This window comes from Streptomyces sp. ADI95-17 (assembly GCF_003846175.1).
Lineage (GTDB): Bacteria > Actinomycetota > Actinomycetes > Streptomycetales > Streptomycetaceae > Streptomyces > Streptomyces sanglieri.
In genome coordinates this window covers 718,409-738,890 of record NZ_ML123050.1, presented here as the reverse complement: position 1 = coordinate 738,890, position 20,482 = coordinate 718,409, and the positions used below count along the sequence as shown (strand labels likewise).

Annotated in this window: 19 protein-coding genes and 2 pseudogenes; 12 read left to right on the top strand and 9 right to left on the bottom strand. The window is 72.9% G+C overall.

Going from position 1 to position 20,482, the window contains the following annotated elements; all coding sequences use genetic code 11:
• Positions 1 to 9: 9 nt before the first annotated feature.
• The 3 genes and pseudogenes from EES42_RS34095 to EES42_RS34085 form a co-directional block, all read right to left on the bottom strand.
• A pseudogene (locus EES42_RS34095) lies at positions 10 to 994 on the bottom strand (TauD/TfdA family dioxygenase).
• A 483-nt stretch (positions 995 to 1,477) separates the two neighbouring features.
• A complete protein-coding gene (locus EES42_RS34090) occupies positions 1,478 to 2,389 on the bottom strand; it encodes a SigB/SigF/SigG family RNA polymerase sigma factor (protein ID WP_124722063.1) in 912 nt (303 codons plus the stop codon).
• Positions 2,390 to 2,753: 364 nt separating this feature from the next.
• Positions 2,754 to 3,503, bottom strand: a complete 750-nt coding sequence (locus EES42_RS34085) for a hypothetical protein (RefSeq protein ID WP_124722062.1) — start codon at positions 3,501 to 3,503, stop codon at positions 2,754 to 2,756.
• Between the two features lie 34 nt (positions 3,504 to 3,537).
• Here EES42_RS34085 and EES42_RS34080 point away from each other — a divergent pair, with 34 nt between their 5' ends.
• The 8 genes from EES42_RS34080 (at position 3,538) to EES42_RS34045 (ending at position 10,646) form a co-directional block, all read left to right on the top strand.
• Complete coding sequence (locus tag EES42_RS34080; RefSeq protein ID WP_124722061.1) at positions 3,538 to 4,296, top strand: hypothetical protein; 759 nt, start codon at positions 3,538 to 3,540, stop codon at positions 4,294 to 4,296.
• A gap of 182 nt (positions 4,297 to 4,478) precedes the next feature.
• Complete coding sequence (locus tag EES42_RS34075; protein WP_124722060.1) at positions 4,479 to 5,399, top strand: NADP-dependent oxidoreductase; 921 nt, start codon at positions 4,479 to 4,481, stop codon at positions 5,397 to 5,399.
• Positions 5,396 to 6,169 carry a GNAT family N-acetyltransferase gene (locus EES42_RS34070; protein ID WP_124722059.1) on the top strand — a complete coding sequence of 258 codons (774 nt, stop codon included), beginning with the start codon at positions 5,396 to 5,398 and terminating at the stop codon, positions 6,167 to 6,169. The genes EES42_RS34075 and EES42_RS34070 overlap by 4 nt, the downstream gene beginning before the upstream one ends.
• Before the next feature lie 189 nt (positions 6,170 to 6,358).
• Complete coding sequence (locus EES42_RS34065) at positions 6,359 to 7,576, top strand: PP2C family protein-serine/threonine phosphatase (protein ID WP_124722058.1); 1,218 nt, start codon at positions 6,359 to 6,361, stop codon at positions 7,574 to 7,576.
• Positions 7,577 to 7,664: 88 nt separating this feature from the next.
• A complete protein-coding gene (locus EES42_RS34060; RefSeq protein ID WP_124722057.1) occupies positions 7,665 to 8,336 on the top strand; it encodes a TetR family transcriptional regulator in 672 nt (223 codons plus the stop codon).
• Complete coding sequence (locus EES42_RS34055; RefSeq protein WP_124722056.1) at positions 8,333 to 9,106, top strand: SDR family NAD(P)-dependent oxidoreductase; 774 nt, start codon at positions 8,333 to 8,335, stop codon at positions 9,104 to 9,106. The genes EES42_RS34060 and EES42_RS34055 overlap by 4 nt, the downstream gene beginning before the upstream one ends.
• 58 nt (positions 9,107 to 9,164) lie before the next feature.
• Positions 9,165 to 10,205 carry an NAD(P)-dependent alcohol dehydrogenase gene (locus EES42_RS34050; RefSeq protein WP_124722055.1) on the top strand — a complete coding sequence of 347 codons (1,041 nt, stop codon included), beginning with the start codon at positions 9,165 to 9,167 and terminating at the stop codon, positions 10,203 to 10,205.
• Positions 10,206 to 10,322: 117 nt separating this feature from the next.
• Positions 10,323 to 10,646, top strand: a complete 324-nt coding sequence (locus EES42_RS34045; RefSeq protein WP_124722054.1) for a DUF6191 domain-containing protein — start codon at positions 10,323 to 10,325, stop codon at positions 10,644 to 10,646.
• A gap of 27 nt (positions 10,647 to 10,673) precedes the next feature.
• Here EES42_RS34045 and EES42_RS34040 read toward each other — a convergent pair whose 3' ends face one another.
• Positions 10,674 to 11,276, bottom strand: coding sequence for a phosphatase PAP2 family protein (locus tag EES42_RS34040; RefSeq protein WP_124722053.1), 603 nt, complete (start codon positions 11,274 to 11,276; stop codon positions 10,674 to 10,676).
• On the bottom strand, positions 11,276 to 11,944 hold the full coding sequence (locus tag EES42_RS34035) for a DedA family protein (protein WP_241196762.1): 669 nt from the start codon (positions 11,942 to 11,944) through the stop codon (positions 11,276 to 11,278). Before EES42_RS34035 ends, EES42_RS34040 begins: the two co-directional genes overlap by 1 nt.
• 255 nt (positions 11,945 to 12,199) lie before the next feature.
• Between EES42_RS34035 and EES42_RS34030 the strand changes: the two genes are divergently transcribed.
• Entirely contained in the window at positions 12,200 to 12,532 is a 333-nt protein-coding gene (locus EES42_RS34030; RefSeq protein WP_241196783.1) for a BlaI/MecI/CopY family transcriptional regulator, read from the top strand.
• A gap of 112 nt (positions 12,533 to 12,644) precedes the next feature.
• Positions 12,645 to 13,589: a M56 family metallopeptidase gene (locus EES42_RS34025; RefSeq protein ID WP_206433730.1), complete on the top strand. Its 945-nt coding sequence runs from the start codon at positions 12,645 to 12,647 to the stop codon at positions 13,587 to 13,589.
• A 54-nt stretch (positions 13,590 to 13,643) separates the two neighbouring features.
• Here the strand turns inward: EES42_RS34025 and EES42_RS34020 are convergent, their stop codons facing one another.
• On the bottom strand, positions 13,644 to 14,144 hold the full coding sequence (locus EES42_RS34020; protein ID WP_124722051.1) for an NUDIX domain-containing protein: 501 nt from the start codon (positions 14,142 to 14,144) through the stop codon (positions 13,644 to 13,646).
• 292 nt (positions 14,145 to 14,436) lie between these two features.
• On the opposite strand from EES42_RS34020, the gene EES42_RS34015 reads away from it, so the two are divergent.
• Positions 14,437 to 17,886: a phosphodiester glycosidase family protein gene (locus EES42_RS34015; RefSeq protein ID WP_241196782.1), complete on the top strand. Its 3,450-nt coding sequence runs from the start codon at positions 14,437 to 14,439 to the stop codon at positions 17,884 to 17,886.
• Positions 17,887 to 17,945: 59 nt separating this feature from the next.
• Here the strand turns inward: EES42_RS34015 and EES42_RS34010 are convergent, their stop codons facing one another.
• The 3 genes from EES42_RS34010 to dhaK are packed head-to-tail and all read right to left on the bottom strand — an operon-like array spanning position 17,946 to position 20,006.
• On the bottom strand, positions 17,946 to 18,356 hold the full coding sequence (locus EES42_RS34010) for a PTS-dependent dihydroxyacetone kinase phosphotransferase subunit DhaM (protein ID WP_124722049.1): 411 nt from the start codon (positions 18,354 to 18,356) through the stop codon (positions 17,946 to 17,948).
• Positions 18,353 to 18,967: a dihydroxyacetone kinase subunit DhaL gene (gene dhaL / locus EES42_RS34005; protein WP_124722048.1), complete on the bottom strand. Its 615-nt coding sequence runs from the start codon at positions 18,965 to 18,967 to the stop codon at positions 18,353 to 18,355. The genes EES42_RS34010 and dhaL overlap by 4 nt, the downstream gene beginning before the upstream one ends.
• A gap of 46 nt (positions 18,968 to 19,013) precedes the next feature.
• On the bottom strand, positions 19,014 to 20,006 hold the full coding sequence (dhaK, locus tag EES42_RS34000) for a dihydroxyacetone kinase subunit DhaK (protein ID WP_124722047.1): 993 nt from the start codon (positions 20,004 to 20,006) through the stop codon (positions 19,014 to 19,016).
• Positions 20,007 to 20,376: 370 nt separating this feature from the next.
• On the opposite strand from dhaK, the pseudogene EES42_RS46655 reads away from it, so the two are divergent.
• A pseudogene (locus tag EES42_RS46655) lies at positions 20,377 to 20,482 on the top strand (transposase); the annotation flags it as partial.

The window sequence follows — 20,482 nt, the reverse complement described above, 5'->3', positions numbered from 1 at the left end:
GGGTGTGGGTCAGGCGGCGGTGGAGGCACCCGACGCGATGCCGAAACCCGGTGCCGGGACCTCGTCCGGGCTGAGCAGCACGGAGCGGCGGCCGTCCGTGCCGACCGGGATGTCGCCGTCGACCGTGACCCGGCGCAGGCTGCGGTCGTGGTCGTCGGAGTCGTCCACGCCGTAGTGCTGGGTGGCGCGGTTGTCCCAGATGGCGACGTCGCCGGTCCGCCACCGCCAGCGCACGGTGTTCTCCGGACGCTCTATGTGGGACTGGAACAGTTCGGTCAGTACTCGGGAGTCACGGCCGGTGAGCCCCTCGAATCCGCTGGACGAAGCTGCCGAGGAGCAGCGCCCGTTCACCCGTCTCGGGGTGGACGCGGACCACCGGGTGCTCGGTGCGGAACTTGGTGGAGGTGAACACCTCGCGGTGCTGGGCGAACTCCTCGGGCCGTGCGCTCGGACGCAGTGCCGCGTAGTCGTAGTCGTTGGAGTGGACGGCGCGCAGCGCGTCGGCGAGCGCCCGCAGCGGTGTGGGCAGTCCGGCGTACGCGGCCGCGGTGTTGGACCACAGGGTGTTCCCGCCGTACGGGGGGACGGTCACGGCACGCAGGATGGAGAAGGCCGGACAGGCGGGCACGAAGGTGACATCGGTGTGCCACTGGTTGGCGCGGCCGCCGTGGCCGGATTCGATGCCGAGTGCGTAACGGCCGTCCGCGGACGGGACGGTCGGGTGGGCGACCGGTGTGCCGAGCAGCCGCCCGAACGCCTCGTGGCTCGCCTCGTCCAGATGGTCCTGGCCCCGGAAGAAGACGACTTTGTGTTCCAGGACCGCGGCGCGGACGGCGGAGACCACGGCGGAGCCGAGTCCGCCGCCGAGGCGGACACCGGAGATCACGGCGCCGATGCGGCCGCCCAGTCTGCGGACAGTGACGGCCGGGCCGGTGGACGCAGACGCGGGAGCGCGGGAGGGGGAGGCCGGCTCGACGACGGGTGCGGAGGTCATGGCGGAGACCTTTCCGAGCGGAACGATTCGGGGGTGTGCGCGGCCCGGCAGTCCGGCGGAGGGGCCGGACGCGGGTGCGGGAATCGTCGCTGCGGTGGCGCCGGTGCAGCTCAGCTGCTCAACGGAGCGGCGCGCAGCGGAAGCCGCGGCGACACGCGGCGGACGCGAGGCGTCCCAGATCGACGTGGCGCCGCGAGACGAGGATCGGAGTCGCGGGCATGGCGGTGAGCGTGTCAGCGGCTCCCGCAGGCGTCAACCGCACTGCCGTACCGCCGGCCGGGCCCGCCGGGGCCACACGGAACCGGCCGCGCCACCGCCGGCCGCCCCTCGATTCAGCCGCCGGACCGCCTCCGACCTGGGAACGGACCCTCCTTGCCCAGTGCGACGGAGGCCGCCGGCGACGGGTCGCCGAGCGGCCCGGTGGCGGCGCCGGAATTCACTCGGCCGTAATGTACGGCCGAGTGAACGGCCGCAACTCCGGGGTCACTCCTCGACGAGCATCCCGTTGCGGAGCTTCCGCAGAATTCTGCTGATCAGCCGCGAAACGTGCATCTGCGAGATGCCGAGTTCGGCGCCGATTTTGGCCTGGGTCATCTCCTGGCCGAAACGCATGTCGATGATGCGGCGCTCGCGTGCGTCGAGGCACCCCAGCAACGGCGCGAGCGTGTGCAGATTCTCGACCGTCTCCAGAGCGGGATCCGGGCCGCCCAGGACATCGGCGAAGGTGCGCCCCGGGGCGTGGCGCCGTCCCGCCTCCGAGGGATCGGCCGGCATGTCCAGCGAACCGGCCGCGTACCCGTTGGCCGCCACGATGCCCTCGGTGACCTCGTCCTCGCTCAGGCCCATATGCTCGGCGAGCTCCGGGACGGTGGGGTCGCGGTCGAGCTCCGTGACCAGCGACTCCTTGGTCCTGGCGATGTCCACCCGCAACTCCTGGAGCCGGCGCGGGACATGTACGGCCCAGGTGGTGTCGCGGAAGAATCGTTTGATCTCCCCGGTGATGTACGGGACCGCGAAGGAGGTGAACTCGACCTCGCGGGAGAGCTCGAACCGGTCGATGGCCTTGATCAGTCCGATCGTGCCGACCTGGACGATGTCCTCCATGTCGCCGCCCCCGCCCCGGTGCCGGAACCGTCCGGCGGCGAACCGTACGAGGGAGAGGTTCATCTCGATGAGGGTGTTGCGCGCGTACTGATGGGCGGCGGTTCCCTCCTCCAGTACCTGGAGACGGCCGAAGAACAGCCTGGACAGTTCGCGCGCGTCACAAGGGGCGACCTTGCCCGCGTCCTCGATCCACGGCAGTCCGCCGAGGTCTCCGGCCGGCACGTCCGCCTGTGTCGAGCGAGCGTCCTCCGCTCGCTCCGTACCGGCAGTCCGTGCAGTGTGCGCCGTCATCCCGTCACGCTCCCCAGGTCGTATCCCATGAGGTCTATGCGCATGCCCCAGGCGGGAATTCCCATGCGTGGGAACGGGAGTTGATCACGTCACACGGCGGCGATTGGCCGGGAATCGTCGTGATCCCGCGTCATCCTCCGTCATATCCGGTATCCGTGCCGGCCGGGCACGTACGGGAACGCGGAACCGCCCCACCGGTACGGGGGAGCCCGGTGGGGCGGTCGCTCACCAGCCTGCCACAGCCGAGGGGGCAATGGGGACCGACCGGCGCATATCCAGCGGTAGTTGAGTTGAAATCGACGGTGTTCCGACGTCGGTGTCTCAGGTTCGGGAGAAAGGCGGCAACTTCGACCAGGAGCCGGCTTCATCGGCCCGAACGGGAACCGGAGCGGGAACCCGCGCTCGTACTCGCGCCCGTACCCGCGTATCCGGCGACGGCCCCACCGCCGAGGCGTGCGGCCGCGATGGACCGGCTGCGTGCCGCCGTGACGGCCCCCACCACCGGCATGGCCAGCACGGCGAGGACGACGGGCCCGTAACCGCCCTCCGACGAGACGTCCATCACCACCACCTCACCCGCGGACAGCGTGGCCCCCACCACGAAGCAGGTCAGGCCACGGGCGGGGGCGGAGCCGAGCATGCGCGGGGGTGCGACGGCCAGTACGGCGCCCGTCACCAAGCCCACTGCCGCGCCGACGGCGAGGGAACCCAGCACCGCGACGAGTCCCGCCGCGGGCTTCTCGAAGCTGCTGTCCAGCGGCTCCCCGGACAGTCCGGACAGTGCGATCGCCGCCCACAGCACCGCGCAGATCCCCGCCGGGACCGCTCCGGCCCGGAGGCCGAACAGGAGCCCACGACGCATTACGGCGACCGACGTCCTCATGTGTATCTCCCCGCCCGTGCCCCGCCCGTGCGCGGCCAGTGCCCCGTCCGCGCCCACCATTCGCGCCCACCGTCCGCTGTCGCCCGAAGGCCCGCCCCGGGCGACGCGCAGCCGTAGGGGCCGCGACATCTTCGCAGGTCCGCCGATGTGGCCGGACAGCGCGTCCGTACGGACAGCGATCCGCTCCCGTACGGCACCCTCGAATCCGGTGGCTGTTCTGTGGACCATCATGGGGTGGACGGATGGCACGGCCGAGGGGGCACAGATGATTTCCGAGCCGGAGATGGTGGACGAGTTCGGTGCGGTCGGGACGGGCGAGGTGGTGGGCGACTTCGACCGGGGACCCGCCCGGGAACCCCGGCCGCCCCGTCCGTGGTGGTGGGCGCTGGGCGGAGCCGTGCTGGCCTCGGCCGTGTGGGCAGGCGCGTTGTACCTGTACCCGGTCGACGACCGGAAGCCGCAGATGCACGGCTACCGGCTGAACGAGGACCCGTGCCCGACCGTGCGCCTGAAGGCGCTGGGCGCGGCGATCTCACCGCGGGAGCCCACGTCCGGGGCCGAGCCCGAGCTGCTGAACGATCCGGCCCTGGACCGGGCGAGGTGCTTCCTCTCCCTTCGGGCGATGTCCTGGAAAGGCGCGAAGAAGCCGGTCAAGAGCCGCTGGCACACCGGATACTCCGTCGGGATCACCGTGGCCCTGCACAAGAGGACCGATCCCGCGGCCGAATTCGAGGCGATGCGTGGCGTGACCGAATCCATCACCACCGGTGACGAGGTGAAGGTCGAGAAGGTGCCGAACCTCGGCGACAGCGCGTACCTGCTGACGCAGGGCAGCGGAAGTGCGGAACTGCGGGTACTGGAGGGCGGTGCGGTCTTCGCGCTGGGTCTCGACGCCTACACGACGTACGACGGTGACGGGAGCGAACCCCCGTCCGGCGACGGGCCGGACGTCTCCGATCTCTCCCCGTACCAGTCCGCGATGATCAGCGACATGCGCGACCTGATGAAGAGCCTCAGACACTGACCTCCGCATCACCGGCCTCCGGGTCGTGCGGATGCCGGTCGTGCGGGCGCCCTTCGAATCATTGCGGTCCGATGAACGCCCCACCCGCCGGGGAATACGTGCCCGGACCGGGGCCTTCCTGCTGCTGTGAGACCGACGACCGGGCCGGCCGCCGGTGCCGTGCAGCAGGAGAGAGGGAGCTCATGCCCAAGGCGTACGTGTTCACCCGCCACGGCGGACCGGAGGTGGAGGCCCTCATCGAGCAGGACGTACCCGTGCCCGGCCCGGGTGAGCTGCTCGTCGCGGTGCGGGCGGCCGGGGTGAACCCGGTCGACTGGAAGCTGCGCACGGGGTACATCAGACCCGGCAGCGAGCTTCAGCCCTTCCCCACCGTTTTCGGCAGCGAGGCCGCCGGAGTCGTCGAGGGCATCGGCCCGGACGTCGAAGGGTTCGCGATCGGGGACGAGGTCTTCGGCAACCCGGTGACCGGCGGGTACGCCGAGTACACGCTGCTGCCCGTCGCCGTGACCGCGCACAAGCCGGACGGGCTGTCGTTCACCGACGCGGCGGTACTGCCGGTGGCGGCGGCCACCGCGTACGACGGTGTGCGCCAGCTCGGCCTCACCCCCGGATCGACCCTGTTGATCACCGGCGCCGGCGGTGGTGTCGGAGCCGCGGCGGTACAGCTCGCCCGGCATGCGGGCCTCCGGGTCGTCGGCGTCGCCGGCGCGGCCAAGAAGGACTTCGTCGAGTCGCTCGGCGCGGTGCACATCGAGCCCGGCCCCGGATTCGCCGACCGCGTGCGGGCGGCGGCTCCCGAAGGCCCGGACGCGGTCTTCGACCTGGTCGGCGGCGACACGCTGAGGGCCGTGGCCCCATTGCTCGCGGATCCGGCCGCGCTGATCAGCGCCGGGGACAAGCCGCTGGCCGTGGAGCTCGGCGGGGCGGCCGTCGAGCGGGCCCGCAACGCGGCGGTCCTCGACGAGGTGGCGAAGCTCGTCGCCACCGGCGCCCTGCGCACCCATGTGAACCGGGCCTTCCCGCTCACCGGGGCGGGAGACGCACTGCGTGCCGTGGAGAGCGGCCACACCCTCGGCAAGATCGTGATCGAGGTCGTCGCATGAGCGCGCCGGATCCCACCGGTGAGCCGCACCCTCTGGACCGCCCGGTCCGTGCCGCGCTGACCGGCCCGCACGCCCGTTTCGCCGAGCGCCGCGGCCGAATCCTGCGGTACCGGGCGGACGTGGCCCCGTGGGTCGCGGTCCCGGACGACCCACAGGCCCAGGACTGGGACGACGCGGCGGCGCTCGTCGGACCCGGTGGCGCCGTCACCATCACCGCCTTCCGCGAGCCGCCGCCCGCCGACTGGGAGACCGTCTTCCGGGCCGAGGGCGTCCAGCTCGTCGACGCCGGGGTCGCGGCAGCGCCCTTCCCCGAGGCCGTACGGCTCGGACCCGCCGATGTGCCCGAGATGCTCGAACTGGTCGAGCGCACCCGGCCGGGGCCGTTCCTGCCCCGTACCGTCGAGCTCGGCACCTACCTCGGGGTACGGCGAGAGGGGGCGCTGGTCGCGATGGCCGGCGAACGGCTGCACCTGCCGGGATGGTCCGAGATCAGCGCCGTCTGCACGGACGAGTCCGTACGCGGCCAGGGGCTCGGCACCGGACTGGTGCACGCCGTCGCCCACGAGATCAGGCAGCGCGGCGAGACGCCGTTCCTGCACGCCGCCGCCTCCAACACCAACGCCGTCCGGCTCTACGAGTCCCTGGGATTCGTGCTTCGCCGCCGGACGTCCTTCCTCTCGGCGCTCGCACCGAAGCCGCTGCCGGCGCGCCTGCCGGGTCCCGGCGGCATCCGCGGCGACCGCGAGGCGAGCGCGGCCGCCGCGCGCTGACCCCGGCACCGCGCTCCGGTGCGGGACCTTCGGCCCGGAACACCCGGGCCGAAGGTCCCCGCCCGCCCCGCACAGGGGACCTTCGGCCGTGCCCATCGGGCCGTAAGCCTCGTGTTCCGCCCCCCGCGAACCGGGTGGACTGGTTCCGGAGCCGGCACCGGGTCGGCCCGAGGACGGGAGGAGCCGGCCGTGACCATCGGGCTTCAGCGCCGACGGGTGACGCGTGGAGCGACGCTTCCGGGCACCACGGACCCGGGGGAGGCCGCCGTGGGCCGGCAGCGGGTCGGGAACCCGGCGCTGTTCGGGGGGCTGGCACTGCTGACCGCGCTGGTCGGCCTCCTGGACTTCCGGACCGGGGAGGACCTGCACCTCATCCCGCTGCTGGTGGTCATCCCCGCTCTCGTCTCCGTCTTCGGAACGGTCCGGCAGACCATCGGCGTGGCCAGCTGGGTCACGGTCGTCGTCGCCTGCTCACGGATGGTGGACGGCGGAACCTTCTGGGACACCATGACCAGCGTCGCCTTCACCGTGCTGGCCTGTTTCCTGGGGGTCGGCGCGTGCGTGCTGCGGATCCGCCACGCCACCCAGATCGCCCGGCTGCGCTCCGCCGCCGGAGCGCTCCAGCGCCAGATCCTGCGCCCGCTGCCCATCCTGACCGACCAGGTCCTCGCCCACGGCATCTACACCCCGATCGAGGAGGACCGTCTGGTCGGCGGCGACATCTACGAGGTCGTCGAGTCGCCCTACGGAACCCGGGTGATCATCGGGGACGTCCAGGGCAAGGGACTCGCCGCGATCGGCGTGGGCTTCGCCGTGCTCGGCGCGTTCCGGGAAGCGGCCATCCGGGAGCCCGACCTGACCGGGGTGGTCGACGCCCTGGAGGACGCGGTCGCCCGGCACAACACGTTCTCCGCCCAGACCGGCGAGATCGAACGCTTCGTCACCGCACTGGTGCTCGGCTTCGACGGGAGCGACCGGGTCCAGGCCGTCAACTGCGGCCACCTGGCGCCCCGGCTGCTGCACCGGGGAGTGGTCCGCGCACTCCCGCTGCGCCGCACCTCCGTCCCGCTGGGCATGGCGGAACTCAGCCCCGAGGCGCGGGCCGCGGAACCGCTGGACGTTCCGGCCGACGCCACGCTCCTGCTCTGCACCGACGGGGTGACCGAGGCCCGTGACCCGTCCGGCGCCTTCTACCCGTTGGACACCCGGCTGAGCCGCTGGGCGGCACTGGGGCCGGTCGAGCTGCTGGAGGCGCTCCACGCGGACCTGGAGACGTTCTCCGGCGGCGTACGGCGTGACGACACCGCCGTGCTCGCTCTGCGCCGGGCCCCGGACGGCACGCCGCCCCGGACCGGGCCGGCGGACCATGGCGCCCGCCGGGCGGCCGTGGCGTTCAGCGGCCGGTAGCCGGGCGGGGAGGACGACTCCGGTGACCATCGAATGTCCCGACGAGACTCATGTCGCGTCGGGACATTTTCAGGTGTACGGTGCACTTATGAATCCGGAACGGAAGACCCCGGAGCGGCGGAGCCGCAAGGCCCGCAGAACCCGGGACACACTGGCGCAGGCCGCGTTCGAGCTCGTACTCGACCGGGGTCTGCGGAATGTGACGGTCGAGGAGATCGCGGAACGCGCGGACGTCGACCGGCGCACCTTCAGCCGGTACTTCACGAGCAAGGAAGCCGCGGCCCTGGACTCGCTCCGGGGCGACGGCGACCGGATCAACGACGCCCTGCGGGCCCGCCCCGCCGACGAGCCCCCGCTCACCGCGTACCGCCGGGCCGTCCTGGACTGGATCGAAGACCCCGGAGCGCGGGCCTGGCACCGGCGCGAGCGGATCTTCGACCTGCTGGTCCTCGCCGAACAGGAACCGACCCTCTACGCGGCGTTCCACCACATCCGGGTGGACGCCCAGGAGGACTCGGTCGCCATCGTCGCGGACCGGCTCGGGGTAGACCCGCGACACGACATCCGCCCCGCCGTCACGGTCGCCGCGGGCGCCGGGGCACTCCTCGCGGCCCAGGCCGCCTGGGTACGCGCCGGGCAACCGGACGGCCTGCCCCGACTGATCGGGGAGGCCTTCGACGCCCTCGCCGGGGAACTGCTCGCGCAGCCTCCCGCCGGGCAGGCGCCGCACAGCACCACGGAAGGAAGCACAGAATCATGAGCACCACCCCCACCCCCGCCGACCAGGAGTTCGCCGGCCGGACCGCCCTCATCACCGGCGGCGCCTCCGGCATCGGACTGGCCCTGGCCCACCGGCTGGCCGCGGGCGGCGCGTCCGTCGTCGTCGCCGACTACGACGAGGCCAGTGCCCGCAAGGCGGTCGCCGAACTGCAGAGCGCCGGCGCCGAGGCCGCCGCGGTCGCCATGGACGTGACCGACCCCGCCTCCGTCGAAGCGGGCGTGCAGTTCGCCGTCGACACCTTCGGTGCCCTGCACCTCGCCGTCAACAACGCGGGCATCGGCGGCCCCAGCAACCCCACCGGTGAGTACGGCATCGACGACTGGAACCGGGTCGTCGCCACCAACCTCAGCGGCGTCTTCTACTCGATGCGCTACGAGCTTCCCGCCATCGTCGCGGCCGGCGGCGGCGCCGTCGTCAACATGTCGTCGATCCTCGGCACCAACGGCTTCGCCGGATCCCCCGCCTACGTGGCCGCCAAGCACGGCGTCGTCGGCCTCACCAAGACGGCGGCCCTCGAATACGCGGCCCGGAACGTCCGCGTCAACGCTGTCGGCCCCGGCTTCATCGACACCCCACTGCTGCGCAACACCGACAGCGTGGCCCGCGACCACCTGATCTCGCTGCACCCGGCCGGACGCCTCGGCAAGGCGGAGGAAGTGGCCGAACTCGCCGCCTTCCTGCTCTCCGACCGCGCCTCCTTCATCCACGGCAGCTACCACCTGGTGGACGGCGGCTACTCCGCCTCCTGAGTGGCGGACGGGGGCAACGGGGGGCGAGCAATGGAGCAAAGAACGTGAGGAGAATTCCATGAAGGCCGTTCAGTACCGCACCGTGGGCGCGGCACCCGAGGTCGTCACCGTGCCCGACCCCGAGCCCGGCCCCGGGCAGGTGATGCTGAAGGTCACCGCCGCGGGCGTCTGCCACTCCGACATCGCCGTGATGAGCTGGCCGGCGGAGCAGATCCCCTTCCCGCTGCCGCTCACCCTCGGCCACGAGGGCGTGGGCACCGTCGCCGCCCTCGGTGACGGGGTGAGCGGGCTCACCGTCGGCGAGTCCGTCGCGGTCTACGGCCCCTGGGGCTGCGGCACCTGCGTCAAGTGCGCCGAGGGCAAGGAGAACTACTGCCTGCGCGCCAAGGAGCTCGGCATCGCGCCGCCCGGACTCGGCGCACCCGGCGCCATGGCCGAGTACATGATCGTCGACGACCCGCGCCACCTGGTGCCCCTCGGCGACCTCGACCCGGTGCAGGCCGTGCCGCTCACCGACGCGGGCCTGACCCCGTACCACGCGATCAAGCGTTCGCTGCCCAAGCTGGTGCCGGGCGCCACCGCCGTCGTCATCGGCACCGGCGGCCTGGGCCACGTCGCGATCCAGCTGCTGCGGGCCATGACGGCCGTCCGCGTCATCGCCCTCGACGTGGCCGAGGACAAGCTCGCCCTCGCCCGAGCCGTCGGCGCCCACGAGACCGTGCTGTCCGACAAGGACGCGGCGGCGAAGGTCCGCGAACTCACCGGAGGGATCGGCGCACAGGTCGTCCTCGACTTCGTCGGGGCGCCGCCCACCGTCGCCACCGCCGGGGCCGCGGCCGCCATCGACTCCGACGTCACGATCGTCGGCCTCGGCGGCGGTGCGCTGCCGGTCGGCTTCGGCTCGCTGCCGTACAACACGACGGTGACCTCCCCGTACTGGGGATCGCGCTCCGAGCTCGCCGAGGTGCTCGACCTCGCCCGCGCCGGAGCGGTCGAGGTCCATGTGGAGACGTACTCCCTGGACGAGGCGCCGCTGGCGTACGAGCGGCTGCACCACGGCAAGATCAACGGCCGCGCGGTCATCCTCCCCAACGGCTGACCGGCCCGGAACCCCCTTCTCACCCACGGCGATGCGGGCCGTCGCACGGTGCGGCGGCCCGCATCGTCATACCCCCGACCGATGCGCGGCGCACCACCCGCGGGGGAGACTGGGCGGATGGAATTCGTCGCGCTGATGACTCTGCCCGGACTCGTGATCGGGCTCACCGCGGTCGCCTTTATCGACCAGCTGATGCTGCGCGCGGGCCGGGCCGGCCTGCTGCCGTGGCGCAACGGCGCACGGCAGGGGCAGGTGTCGGCGACGGGATTCGAGCAGCTGCACGCGAGCTTCTCGCCCGGCAAGCAGAGCGAGCTGAAGGAGCGCCGGAGCGCCCTGCTGATGCGCGACGACGAGGAGGACGGCGCCCCGCCCCACCGCTCCACCGTCGACCTAGACGGCGGCCGCGCCGTCATCCGCCTCCCCGGCGGCGCCACCCGGTAGAGGGCACCGGCCCCGGAGCGTCCCGGCTCACCGCGTCGCCACCAGAGGCCGCAGCGGAGTGCCGCGCAGCCGGACCACCGCCGGGGCGCAGCGCCGTGCCGCCGTCGTCAGCAGCCAGGCGACGAGCGCGCCGGTCACCAGCCCGATCAGCACATCGTGCGGGTAGTGCACACCGATCCACACCCGGGACGCGGCCATCAGCAAGGCGGCGGGCACCGCGATCGCCCCGAGCCTGCGGTCGGTCAGCCAGAGCGCCGTCGCCGCGGCCGCCGCGATGGCGGCGTGATTGCTGGGGAAGGACCAGTCACCGAGCGCCGGGCATGCCTCCACCGTGACGACATGGAGGGTTTGGCAGGGCCGCTGCTCGTGGAAGACCGACTTCACCAGGTCATTGGCGAGGTACGCGGCCACCACGACGAGCGGGGCGCAGAGCGCCATGGCGGTGCGGGCGGGATCGCCGGAGCGGGAGCGCCACCACGACGCGAGCATCAGTGCGGCGAACAGGAGGAGCCCGTAGTCCGACCAGATCCGGACGGCGGAGTCCACGGCGGTGGGGGAGCGCTGCGCCAGCTCGGTGATCCAGATGTACAGAGCACCGTCGGTCGAGGTGGCGGCGGAGGCGAGCGGCATCAGCTGTTCTCCCCTTCGGGGGTGCGACGGCCCCGGGAGCGGAGCAGTTCGGCGGCGAGCGGGACGAGGGAGACCACGACCACGAGGGCGACGATCGGCAGCAGATAGCGGTCGACGTTCGGCACCGAGGACCCCAGCGCGTATCCCGCGAGGACCAGTCCGACGGTCCAGACCACCCCGCCGACGGCCTGCCAGAGCGCGAACACCCGGGCCGGGACATCGAGTGCCCCGGCCAGCGGGTTGAGCACCGTACGCACGACGGGTACGAAGCGGGCCAGCACGATCGCCCGCGCGTGGCCGTATCTGCCGAGAAGCTCCTCGGCGCGGGCGGCGCCCTCGTGAAGCCGTCGGGAACGGCTGCGGGCGAGCAGGGCCCGTCCGCCCCGTTGGCCGATCCAGTAGCCCGCCTGGGCGCCCAGCAGCGCGCCGGCGACGGCGGCGACCAGCACCTGCGGCAATGACAGCCGCACCGGACCGTGGGCGCCGGACACACAGAGCAGGCCCGCCGTGAACAGCAGCGAATCGCCGGGGAGGAAGAAGCCGACGAGCAGTCCCGTCTCGGCGAAGAGCACGACGGCGATGCCGAGCGCGCCGAACGCCCCGAGCAGTGACCCCGCGTCCAGCAGGTTCACCGCCTGTGGCGCGGATGCCAGTGAGAATACGGACACGGTGGAAGGTCTCCCATAATGGTGAGCGGGCGGCCCGACGGAGCGCCCGGACTGACTACAGTGATGTAGACGGTCTACATCACTGTAGACGCCCGAAGGGGGAGGAGAGTTCCCATGTCCCAGGTGAAGGGGATATCGAACGGCGGACCCGGCCCCCGCCCGCACGACGAACCGGCATCCGGTCCGACGCCGGAAGCGGTCCCGCACCACCCGTCACCACACCCCGCCGCGCCCGACCGCCGGCCCGCCGGTGAGCTGGAGTCCACGATCCTGGCGGCGCTCTGGGCCGCCGGAACGCCGCTCACCCCCGGCCAGGTCCAGGGCGCGATCGGCGCGGAACTCGCCCGCACCACCGTCACCACGATCCTGTCGCGCCTGTACGAGAAGGGCGCGGTCGACCGCACCCGGGCCGGCCGCGGATTCGCCTACACGCCCACCGAGGACGAGCCCGGACTGACCGCCCGCCGCATGCACAGCGAGCTGCGGAAGCAGGAGGACCGCAGCACCGCCCTGGCCCGCTTCGTCTCCCAGCTAACCGACGAGGACGAGCGACTGCTCCGGGACCTGCTCGACGGGGAGACCTCATGAACCACGCCGGCCGCGGGGAGACCTCGTGAACCACGCCGAGTGCGGGAAGACCTCGTGAACCACGCCGAGTGCGGGAAGACCTCGTGAACCACGCCGAGTGCGGGGAGGCCCCGTGATCTACGCAGTGTGGGTGCCGCTGCTGATGCCGTTCCTGGCGGTGCCAGCGGCCCGCCGTCTGGCGGACGCGCTCTCGCCGGTGCGCGCCGTACGACTGCTCGCCGCGACCGGCGCCGGCCTCGCCCTGTGCAGCCTCCTCGCCCTGGCCCTGCTGGTGGTGCCCGGCGCGACCCGGTTCTCCGTGGTCTCCGCCCTGGGTGAGCTGGTCAGACCGCTCTCCGACGCAGTCCCGGCCGCCACCGTGCCGCTGGCCGCCGCCGCACTGGCCCTCCTCGTGGGCTGCGCCGCCGCCGTCGTCCGCGCCGCCCGCCGCCACTGGGCGGAACTGCGCCGGGCCGGACGGCTCGAAGGACGCGCCGACGGCGAACTGGCCGTGCTGCGCGACGGCCGCCCCGACGCCTACGCACTGCCCGGCCGCCCCGGCACTCCCGGCCGGATCGTCGTCACCACGGGGATGCTGCGCGCCCTCGACCCCGCCGAACGCGATGCCCTGCTGGCGCACGAACGCGCCCATCTCGTGGGCCGTCACCACCTGTTCATCGCCGCGATCGAGGCGGCGGCGCTCTGCCACCCGGCGCTGCGTACCCTGCGCGCCCCCATGGCCTACGCCCTCGAACGCTGCGCCGACGAGGCGGCCGCCGATGCGGTCGGCGACCGGCGGATCGCCGCCCGGGCCATCGGCCGGGCCGCCCTCGCCGCACACGCCGCCGAAGGCACCCCGCGGCCCCGCCCGCGCGTGGCGCTCGCCGCCGCCGCCGGGCCCGTCCCGCGCCGAGTCGCCGCCCTGCTCGGCCGGAACGCCGCACGGCCCCGGGTCGGCCGTGCCGCGGCAGCGGCGCTGCTGGCCTGCCTGGTCGCCTCCGGAGCCGCCGCGCTCGACGCGACGAGCGATCTGCACAGCAGCATCGAGGCGGCACAGGGCGAGAACGCGCAGCACTGACCGGCCGATCCCCGCCGCCCGCCCGTCCGGCGGCCTGCCCGGATCCCCTCCCGGTCAGGCATCCCCCGCCCGTCCGCCCGCCAGGTGTTCCCGCAGCCGGTCGAGGAAGACCCGCTGCCCGGTGACCAGCCGTTCCGCCGCCTCCCGGGGCGTGCACCAGGCGAACCGGTCGACCTCCGGGAACTCCCGCCGCACCCCCGACCCCTTCGGCCACTCCATGCCGAATGTCCCCGGAACGGCAGTCGCGGCGTCGAGATCCGCCTCCAGCGCCCACACCGTCACGGTCTTGCCGCCCGACTGACGTGCCTCGCCCAGCGCCACCCACTCACCGTCCGGCGCCGGACTCCCGAACTCCTCCCCGAACTCACGCCGGGCGGCGGCCTCCGGCTCCTCCTCCGGGCCGTACTCCCCCTTGGGGATCGACCAGGCCGCACTCTCGCGACCCGCCCAGAACGGGCCGCCCATGTGCCCGATGAGCACCTCGAAACCGGCCTCGCCCGACCGTCGGAACAGGAGAAGACCCGCACTGCGCCTGGTGCGCTTCTGGGATGGCATGCCGTCAAGTCTGCGGCCCGGCCCGAGCACACCACCGCCGACGACACCCCTTTCGCGCTGATCATTGCCGTCATCGAGCCGACGCGTCCTGTTCGCCGCGAGGTTCCCCATGCCCCCTGGTGCGGCCCCGCGCACGCGGCCATGCTGTCCGCCGACAACGCCTGCGCCCGGACCGGGCCACGCAACCATCGGGAACCCAGGAGGACTTGTGGCCCTTGGCACAGTCGGCAGGACGGCCGGCCCGCGCGGGAGGGCGGAGCGGGGACCGGGAACGGCCGCGCGCCCGCTCGTACTGCTCGCGACGGTGACCGCTCTGACCCTCGGCGCGATCTCCCCCGCACTCGCCGATTCGACCCCCGACCCACGACCCCGCACCTCTGCCGAGGTCCTCAGACCGGTCGCGCCACCACCCGCGAGCAACCCGGCGGAGCAGACCGGAGCGGTCGCGGACGGCGACGGCATCGAGACGGCACGCACGTCCCGCCCCGTCGCCCCCGGGGTCCGCCTCAGCTCGTACGACCGGCTGGAGTCCGACAAGTGGCTGCGGGTCGACAACCTCTCGGTCGACCTCGCCGGCAGCGGAGTACGTGCCGACTACCTCTCCTCCGGCAAGGTCTCCGAACGGCACACCGTCTCCGAACTCGCCGCCGGACACGACGCGGGCCGCGGCCGCCGCACCGTCGCCGCGATCAACGCCGACTTCTTCGACATCAACCAGACGGGCGCTCCCGAAGGGATCGGCATCAAGGACGGGGCCACCGTCCAGTCGCCCGCCCCCGGGATCAACCGCGCCGTCGGCATCGGCCCCGACAACGCGGGCCGCATCCTGAACCTGTACTTCGAGGGCACGCTCACGCTGCCCGCCGGGCAGCGGCCGCTCGCCGCGTACAACGCCGCCAATGTGCCGGCCGGCGGAGTCGGCGCGTACACCTCCGCCTGGGGCACCGCCGACCGCGCCCTGGCCGTGGACAGCGCCACTCCGGTCGCCGAAGCGCTCGTACGGGACGGCAAGGTCGTATCCGTCTCGCCCGCGCCCGGCTCGGGGGCCGTCCCCGAAGGCACCACCGTCCTGGTCGGCCGTGAGGCCGGCGCCGTCGCACTCGGCGCGCTGAAGCCCGGTGACCCGGTGTCCCTGACCTACCGGGCCCGCACCGACAGCGGGGCCGTGCCGCGCACCGCCGTCGGCGGACGGGAACTTCTCGTCGTTGACGGGGTCGCGCAGAACCACGACGGCGAGGGCAACAACACCGCCGCGCCCCGTACCGCCGTCGGCTTCTCCAAGGACGGCCGGACCATGCAGGTCCTCACCGTCGACGGACGGCAGGCCGACAGCGGCGGCGTCACCCTCACCGAACTCGCCCAGATGATGCGGCGCGCCGGCTCGTACAGCGCACTCAACCTGGACGGCGGCGGATCGTCGACCCTCGTCGCCCGCCAACCCGGCAGCGACGCGCTCCGGGTGGAGAACAGCCCGTCCGACGGCAGCGAACGCACCGTTCCCAACGGCCTGGCCCTCACCGCCCCTGACGGCAGCGGACGGCTGAAGGGCTACTGGGTGCAGCCCCGCACGCCCGCCGACGCCGCACCCGGCGTCGACCCGGTCAAGGGCGGACACCCCGACCGGGTCTTCCCCGGTCTCACCCGACGCCTCACCGCGAGCGGATACGACGAGACGTACGGCCCCGCGCAGGGCACCCCGCGCTGGCGCACCGCACACGGATCGGTCGGCACGGTCGACAGCGACGGGCTCTTCACCGCACGCCGCAGCGGCACCACCGACGTACGCGCCGAACACGGGCCGGCGCGCGGAAGCACGTCACTGACCGTCCTCGACGAGCTGGCCCGGATCGAGCCCACCACCCAGCGAGTGGGCCTCGCCGACGGCGGGGCGACCGGCACCTTCGGCATCGTCGGGCTCGACGCCCACGGCACCAGCGCCCCCGTCGAACCGCGCGACATCGAACTCGACTACGACCACGCCCTCTTCGACATCCGCGACGACGGGCAGGGCTCGTTCACCGTCTCCTCGCGCACCGGCTCCGGCGCCGGACAGATCAAGGCGACCGTCGCGGGCACCACCACCGTCCTCGCCGTCAGCGTCGGCCTCACCGAGCAGGCCGTCTCCACCTTCGACGACGCCGGATCCTGGAAGTTCAGCCAGGCCCGCGCGGACGGATCGCTGACGGCCACCTCCGACGGCCACACCGGCACCGGACTGAAGCTCGACTACGACTTCACCCGGTCCACCGCCACCCGCGCCGCCTACGCCGCCCCGCCCCAGCCGGTCACCGTGCCCGGCCAGCCCCAGTCGTTCAAGCTGTGGATCAAGGGCGACGGCCGGGGCGCCTGGCCCACCCTGCACCTCAAGGACGCCGCCGGCTCCGACCAGCTGCTGCGCGGACCGTACGTCACCTGGAACGGCTGGCGGCAGATCACCTTCGCCGTGCCCGCGGGAGCCGCCATGCCGCTCTCGGTGTCCCGCTTCTACCTCGCGGAGACCGCGGCGGACAAGCAGTACACGGGCGGGATCGTGATCGACGACCTCACCGCCCAGGTCCCGCCCACCGTCGAGCTGCCCGAACAGGCCGCTCCCGCCGACCCGCTGATCGACCCGGCGGCTGTGACCGGGCGCAGGGACTGGCGGTTCGCGGTGATGTCCGACGCCCAGTTCGTCGCCCGCGACCCGGACAGCCCGATCGTCGCCCAGGCCCGGCGCACCCTGCGCGAGATCAAGGCGGCGGACCCGGACTTCCTGGTCGTCAACGGCGACCTCGTCGACGAGGGATCGCCCGCGGACCTGGCCTTCGCCCGCCGCGTCCTCACGGAGGAGCTCGGCGACTCGCTGCCCTGGTACTACGTACCGGGCAACCACGAGGTGATGGGCGGCCGGATCGACAACTTCATCACCGAATTCGGGCCCGCCCAGCGGACGTTCGACCACAAGGGCACCCGTGTCATCACCCTCGACACCTCCAGCCTCAGCCTGCGCGGCGGCGGCTTCGCCCAGATCAAGCAGCTCCGCGATCAGCTGGACGCGGCGGCGAAGGACCGGACCGTCGATTCGCTGATGCTCATCGAGCACGTGCCGCCGCGCGATCCGACCGTGCAGAAGGGCAGCCGGCTCGGGGACCGCAAGGAGGCTGCCCTGGTCGAACAGTGGCTCGCCGACTTCCGTCGCACGACGGGCAAGGGCGCGGCCTTCATCGGCAGTCACGTCGGGGTCTTCCACGCCTCGCACGTCGACGGAGTGCCGTATCTGATCAACGGCAACTCCGGCAAGGCGCCGGCCGGACCCGCCGACGAAGGCGGCTTCACCGGCTGGTCGCTGATCGGCGCCGACCGGATCGGCCGCGGAGCACAGGCCGCGGCACGGCAACGGCCGTGGCAGGGCGGACCCGACTGGATCTCCGTGCAGACCCGCGCACACGTGGACGCGCTGAAGATCGACGCACCCCCGGTGCTCGGCACCGGAAGCCGTACGAAGGTCACCGCGACCGTCACCCAGGGGGCGCGCAGCGTCCCCGTCGCCTTCCCGCTGGCCGCGGACTGGACCGGCTCGCCGAACGTGCACATCGGTGACCGAGACGGTGTCCGCCACCGCCACACGGCGGTCCTCGACCCGTCCACCGGCACCCTGACCGCACTTAGGCCGGGCACGATCACCCTCGCCGTGACGGTCAACGGCACGACACAGCGGGTACGGATCACGATCGGCGCGACCGGGGCCGCGTCGGCGGCCTGAGGACCGGGAGCCGGACCGGGGCCGCCCGCACCCCGACCAGGGGGCGGGCGGCCCCTCCGCTACACCTTGCGGTACCCGTACGCCTCCGACGCCGCGGCCTCCACTGCCGCGATGTCACCGCCCGCCGACGCGGTGACCACGGCCGCCACGGCACCCTCCACGAACGGCGCGTCCACCAGCCGCGAGCCGTCCGGCAGCTCGTCACCCTCGGCCAGCATCGACTTGACCGTGAGCACCGCACTGCCCAGATCGACCAGCAGCGCGACGCCCGCGCCGGAGTCCACCGACCTGGCGGCCTCGGCGATCAGCTCCGCACTCGTCCCGAGACCACCCGCCGGGGTGCCACCGGCGGCGGCCACCGGCGCCGTGGCGCCGCCCGCCGCGAGCCCCCGGGCCAGCTCGGCCACGGACTCGGCCACCGGGCCGCTGTGCGAGACCAGCACGATCCCGACCTGACTCGTGTCGCTCATGCGCCGTCCCCGTCCGCCGCCGCGGTGTCGGCCAGCGCGGCGATCAGCAGGGCCGAGGACGTCGCCCCGGGGTCCTGATGGCCGATGCTGCGCTCACCCAGATAACTCGCCCTGCCCTTGCGGGCCTGCATCGGCACCGTCGCCAGTGCCCCCGCCTCGGCCGCCTCCCGGGCCGCCGCGAACGAAGTGCCGAGCGCCTCGGCGGCCGGCAGCAGCGCGTCCAGCATCGTCTTGTCCCCGGCCTGCGCCCCACCGAGCTGCGCCACGGCCGCGACGCCCACCCCGAGCGCCTGCGCCAACTGCTCCGGCGTCACGGCGGGGGCATCGCCCAGGGCCTTTCCGGTCCGCCGCAGCAGCGTCCCGTACAACGGGCCCGACGCGCCGCCGACGGTCGAGATCAACTGCCTTCCGGCCAGCATCAGTACGGCCCCCGGGGTCTGCGGCACCTCGTTGTCCAGGACCGAGGTCACCGCCGCGAAGCCGCGCCGCATGTTGCTGCCGTGATCGGCGTCCCCGATCGCGGAGTCGAGGTCGGTGAGGTGGTCCGCCTCACGGCTCACCTCAGCCGCGGCCGCGGTCATCCAACGGTGGAAGAAGTTGGTGTCGAGCACATGATCTCCTTGTCGCTCCAGCATGACGGGGTGGCGTACCGGCGGATCAGCGGCCCCAGCGCAGCGCCGGAGTCTCCACCGGCGCGTCCCAGAGCCGCAGCAGTTCCTCGTCCACCTGGCAGACCGTCACGGAACAGCCCGCCATGTCGAGCGAGGTCACATAGTTCCCCACGAGCGTACGAGCCGCGACGACGCCCCGCTCGGACAGCACCCGCCGGACCTCGGCAGCGAACCCGTACAGCTCCAGCAGCGGCGTCGCGCCCATGCCGTTGACCAGCACGATCACCGGTCCGGTCGGCCGCAGGTCGTCCAGCACCGCGTGCACGGCGAAGTCCGCGATCTCCCGCGAGGTCATCATGGGCCGGCGCTCGCGCCCCGGCTCGCCGTGAATGCCGATGCCGAGCTCCAGCTCACCCGGCGGCAGATCGAACGTGGGGGAGCCCTTGGCCGGTGTGGTGACGGCGCCGAGAGCCACCCCGAAACTCCGCGAGGCCTCGTTCACCTGCCGGGCGACGGCCTCCACCCGTTCCAGCGGGGCGCCCTCGTCGGCCGCGGCCCCGGCGATCTTCTCGACGAACAGGGTGGCGCCCGTGCCCCGGCGTCCCGCCGTGAAGAGACTGTCGGTCACGGCCACGTCGTCATCGACCAGTACCCGGGCGACCCGGACACCCTCGTCCTCGGCGAGCTCCGCGGCCATCTCGAAGTTCAGCACGTCGCCCGTGTAGTTCTTGACGACGAACAGCACCCCCGCCCCGCTGTCGACCGCGGCGGCGGCCCGCACCATCTGGTCCGGCACGGGCGAGGTGAACACCTCTCCGGGGCAGGCCGCGGAGAGCATCCCCGGCCCGACGAACCCCGCATGCAGCGGCTCGTGCCCGGAGCCGCCGCCGGAGACCAGCGCCACCTTCCCGGCCACGGGCGCGTCACGCCGTACGACGACCCGGTTCTCGACGTCCACGGTCAGCTCGGGGTGGGCGGCGGCCATACCGCGCAGTGCGTCCGCGACAACGGTTTCGGGGACGTTGATCAGCATCCTCACGGGTACCTCCTGGTGAGCTTGGCGGGCAAGCTGTTGAGCACGGTTTTCACAGGTCAGGATGGGTGGGGCGGATTATTGATCTTGGCGGTTCATGGCGTTTCGAAGCGGTTCCGCGCGGTATTGATGCCGACTCTTTGCTGAGTTTCCTGATGGAGCGTCAAGTGGGGTCGGCGGGTGGCGCCCTTTGCGAATGTGCATCATGGCGTAATTATCGACGCAAGGGTGCGGGCGCGCGCCAGTGCGCCATCGGTCGGATGCAGGTGATCCCGCTTCTGGCATGACCGGTGTGCCAGGGAGGTCGCTGGTCCGCCCGTTCATCCCCCGAGGATGCCGGGTCGGTGCTGCTCGGACCGGGGGAGGCCACTTCGACGGAGTCCTCATCATCGACGACACCGGGTTCATCAAGAAGGGCACCACCTCCGCCGGGGTCCAGCTCCGGGACCGCAGGTCGCACCGAGAACTGCTGTCCTCGCCGA

Bases quoted from the DNA above. Each gene is read 5' to 3' on its own strand.
- EES42_RS34070 (WP_124722059.1), top strand. From the start codon at position 5,396: ATGAGCGCGCCGGATCCCACCGGTGAGCCGCACCCTCTGGACCGCCCG.
- EES42_RS34060 (WP_124722057.1), top strand. From the start codon at position 7,665: ATGAATCCGGAACGGAAGACCCCGGAGCGGCGGAGCCGCAAGGCCCGC.
- EES42_RS34010 (WP_124722049.1), bottom strand. From the start codon at position 18,356: ATGAGCGACACGAGTCAGGTCGGGATCGTGCTGGTCTCGCACAGCGGC.
- EES42_RS34055 (WP_124722056.1), top strand. From the start codon at position 8,333: ATGAGCACCACCCCCACCCCCGCCGACCAGGAGTTCGCCGGCCGGACC.
- EES42_RS34080 (WP_124722061.1), top strand. From the start codon at position 3,538: ATGATTTCCGAGCCGGAGATGGTGGACGAGTTCGGTGCGGTCGGGACG.
- EES42_RS34045 (WP_124722054.1), top strand. From the start codon at position 10,323: ATGGAATTCGTCGCGCTGATGACTCTGCCCGGACTCGTGATCGGGCTC.
- EES42_RS34020 (WP_124722051.1), bottom strand. From the start codon at position 14,144: ATGCCATCCCAGAAGCGCACCAGGCGCAGTGCGGGTCTTCTCCTGTTC.
- EES42_RS34050 (WP_124722055.1), top strand. From the start codon at position 9,165: ATGAAGGCCGTTCAGTACCGCACCGTGGGCGCGGCACCCGAGGTCGTC.
- EES42_RS34075 (WP_124722060.1), top strand. From the start codon at position 4,479: ATGCCCAAGGCGTACGTGTTCACCCGCCACGGCGGACCGGAGGTGGAG.
- EES42_RS34040 (WP_124722053.1), bottom strand. From the start codon at position 11,276: ATGCCGCTCGCCTCCGCCGCCACCTCGACCGACGGTGCTCTGTACATC.
- EES42_RS34090 (WP_124722063.1), bottom strand. From the start codon at position 2,389: ATGACGGCGCACACTGCACGGACTGCCGGTACGGAGCGAGCGGAGGAC.
- EES42_RS34085 (WP_124722062.1), bottom strand. From the start codon at position 3,503: ATGATGGTCCACAGAACAGCCACCGGATTCGAGGGTGCCGTACGGGAG.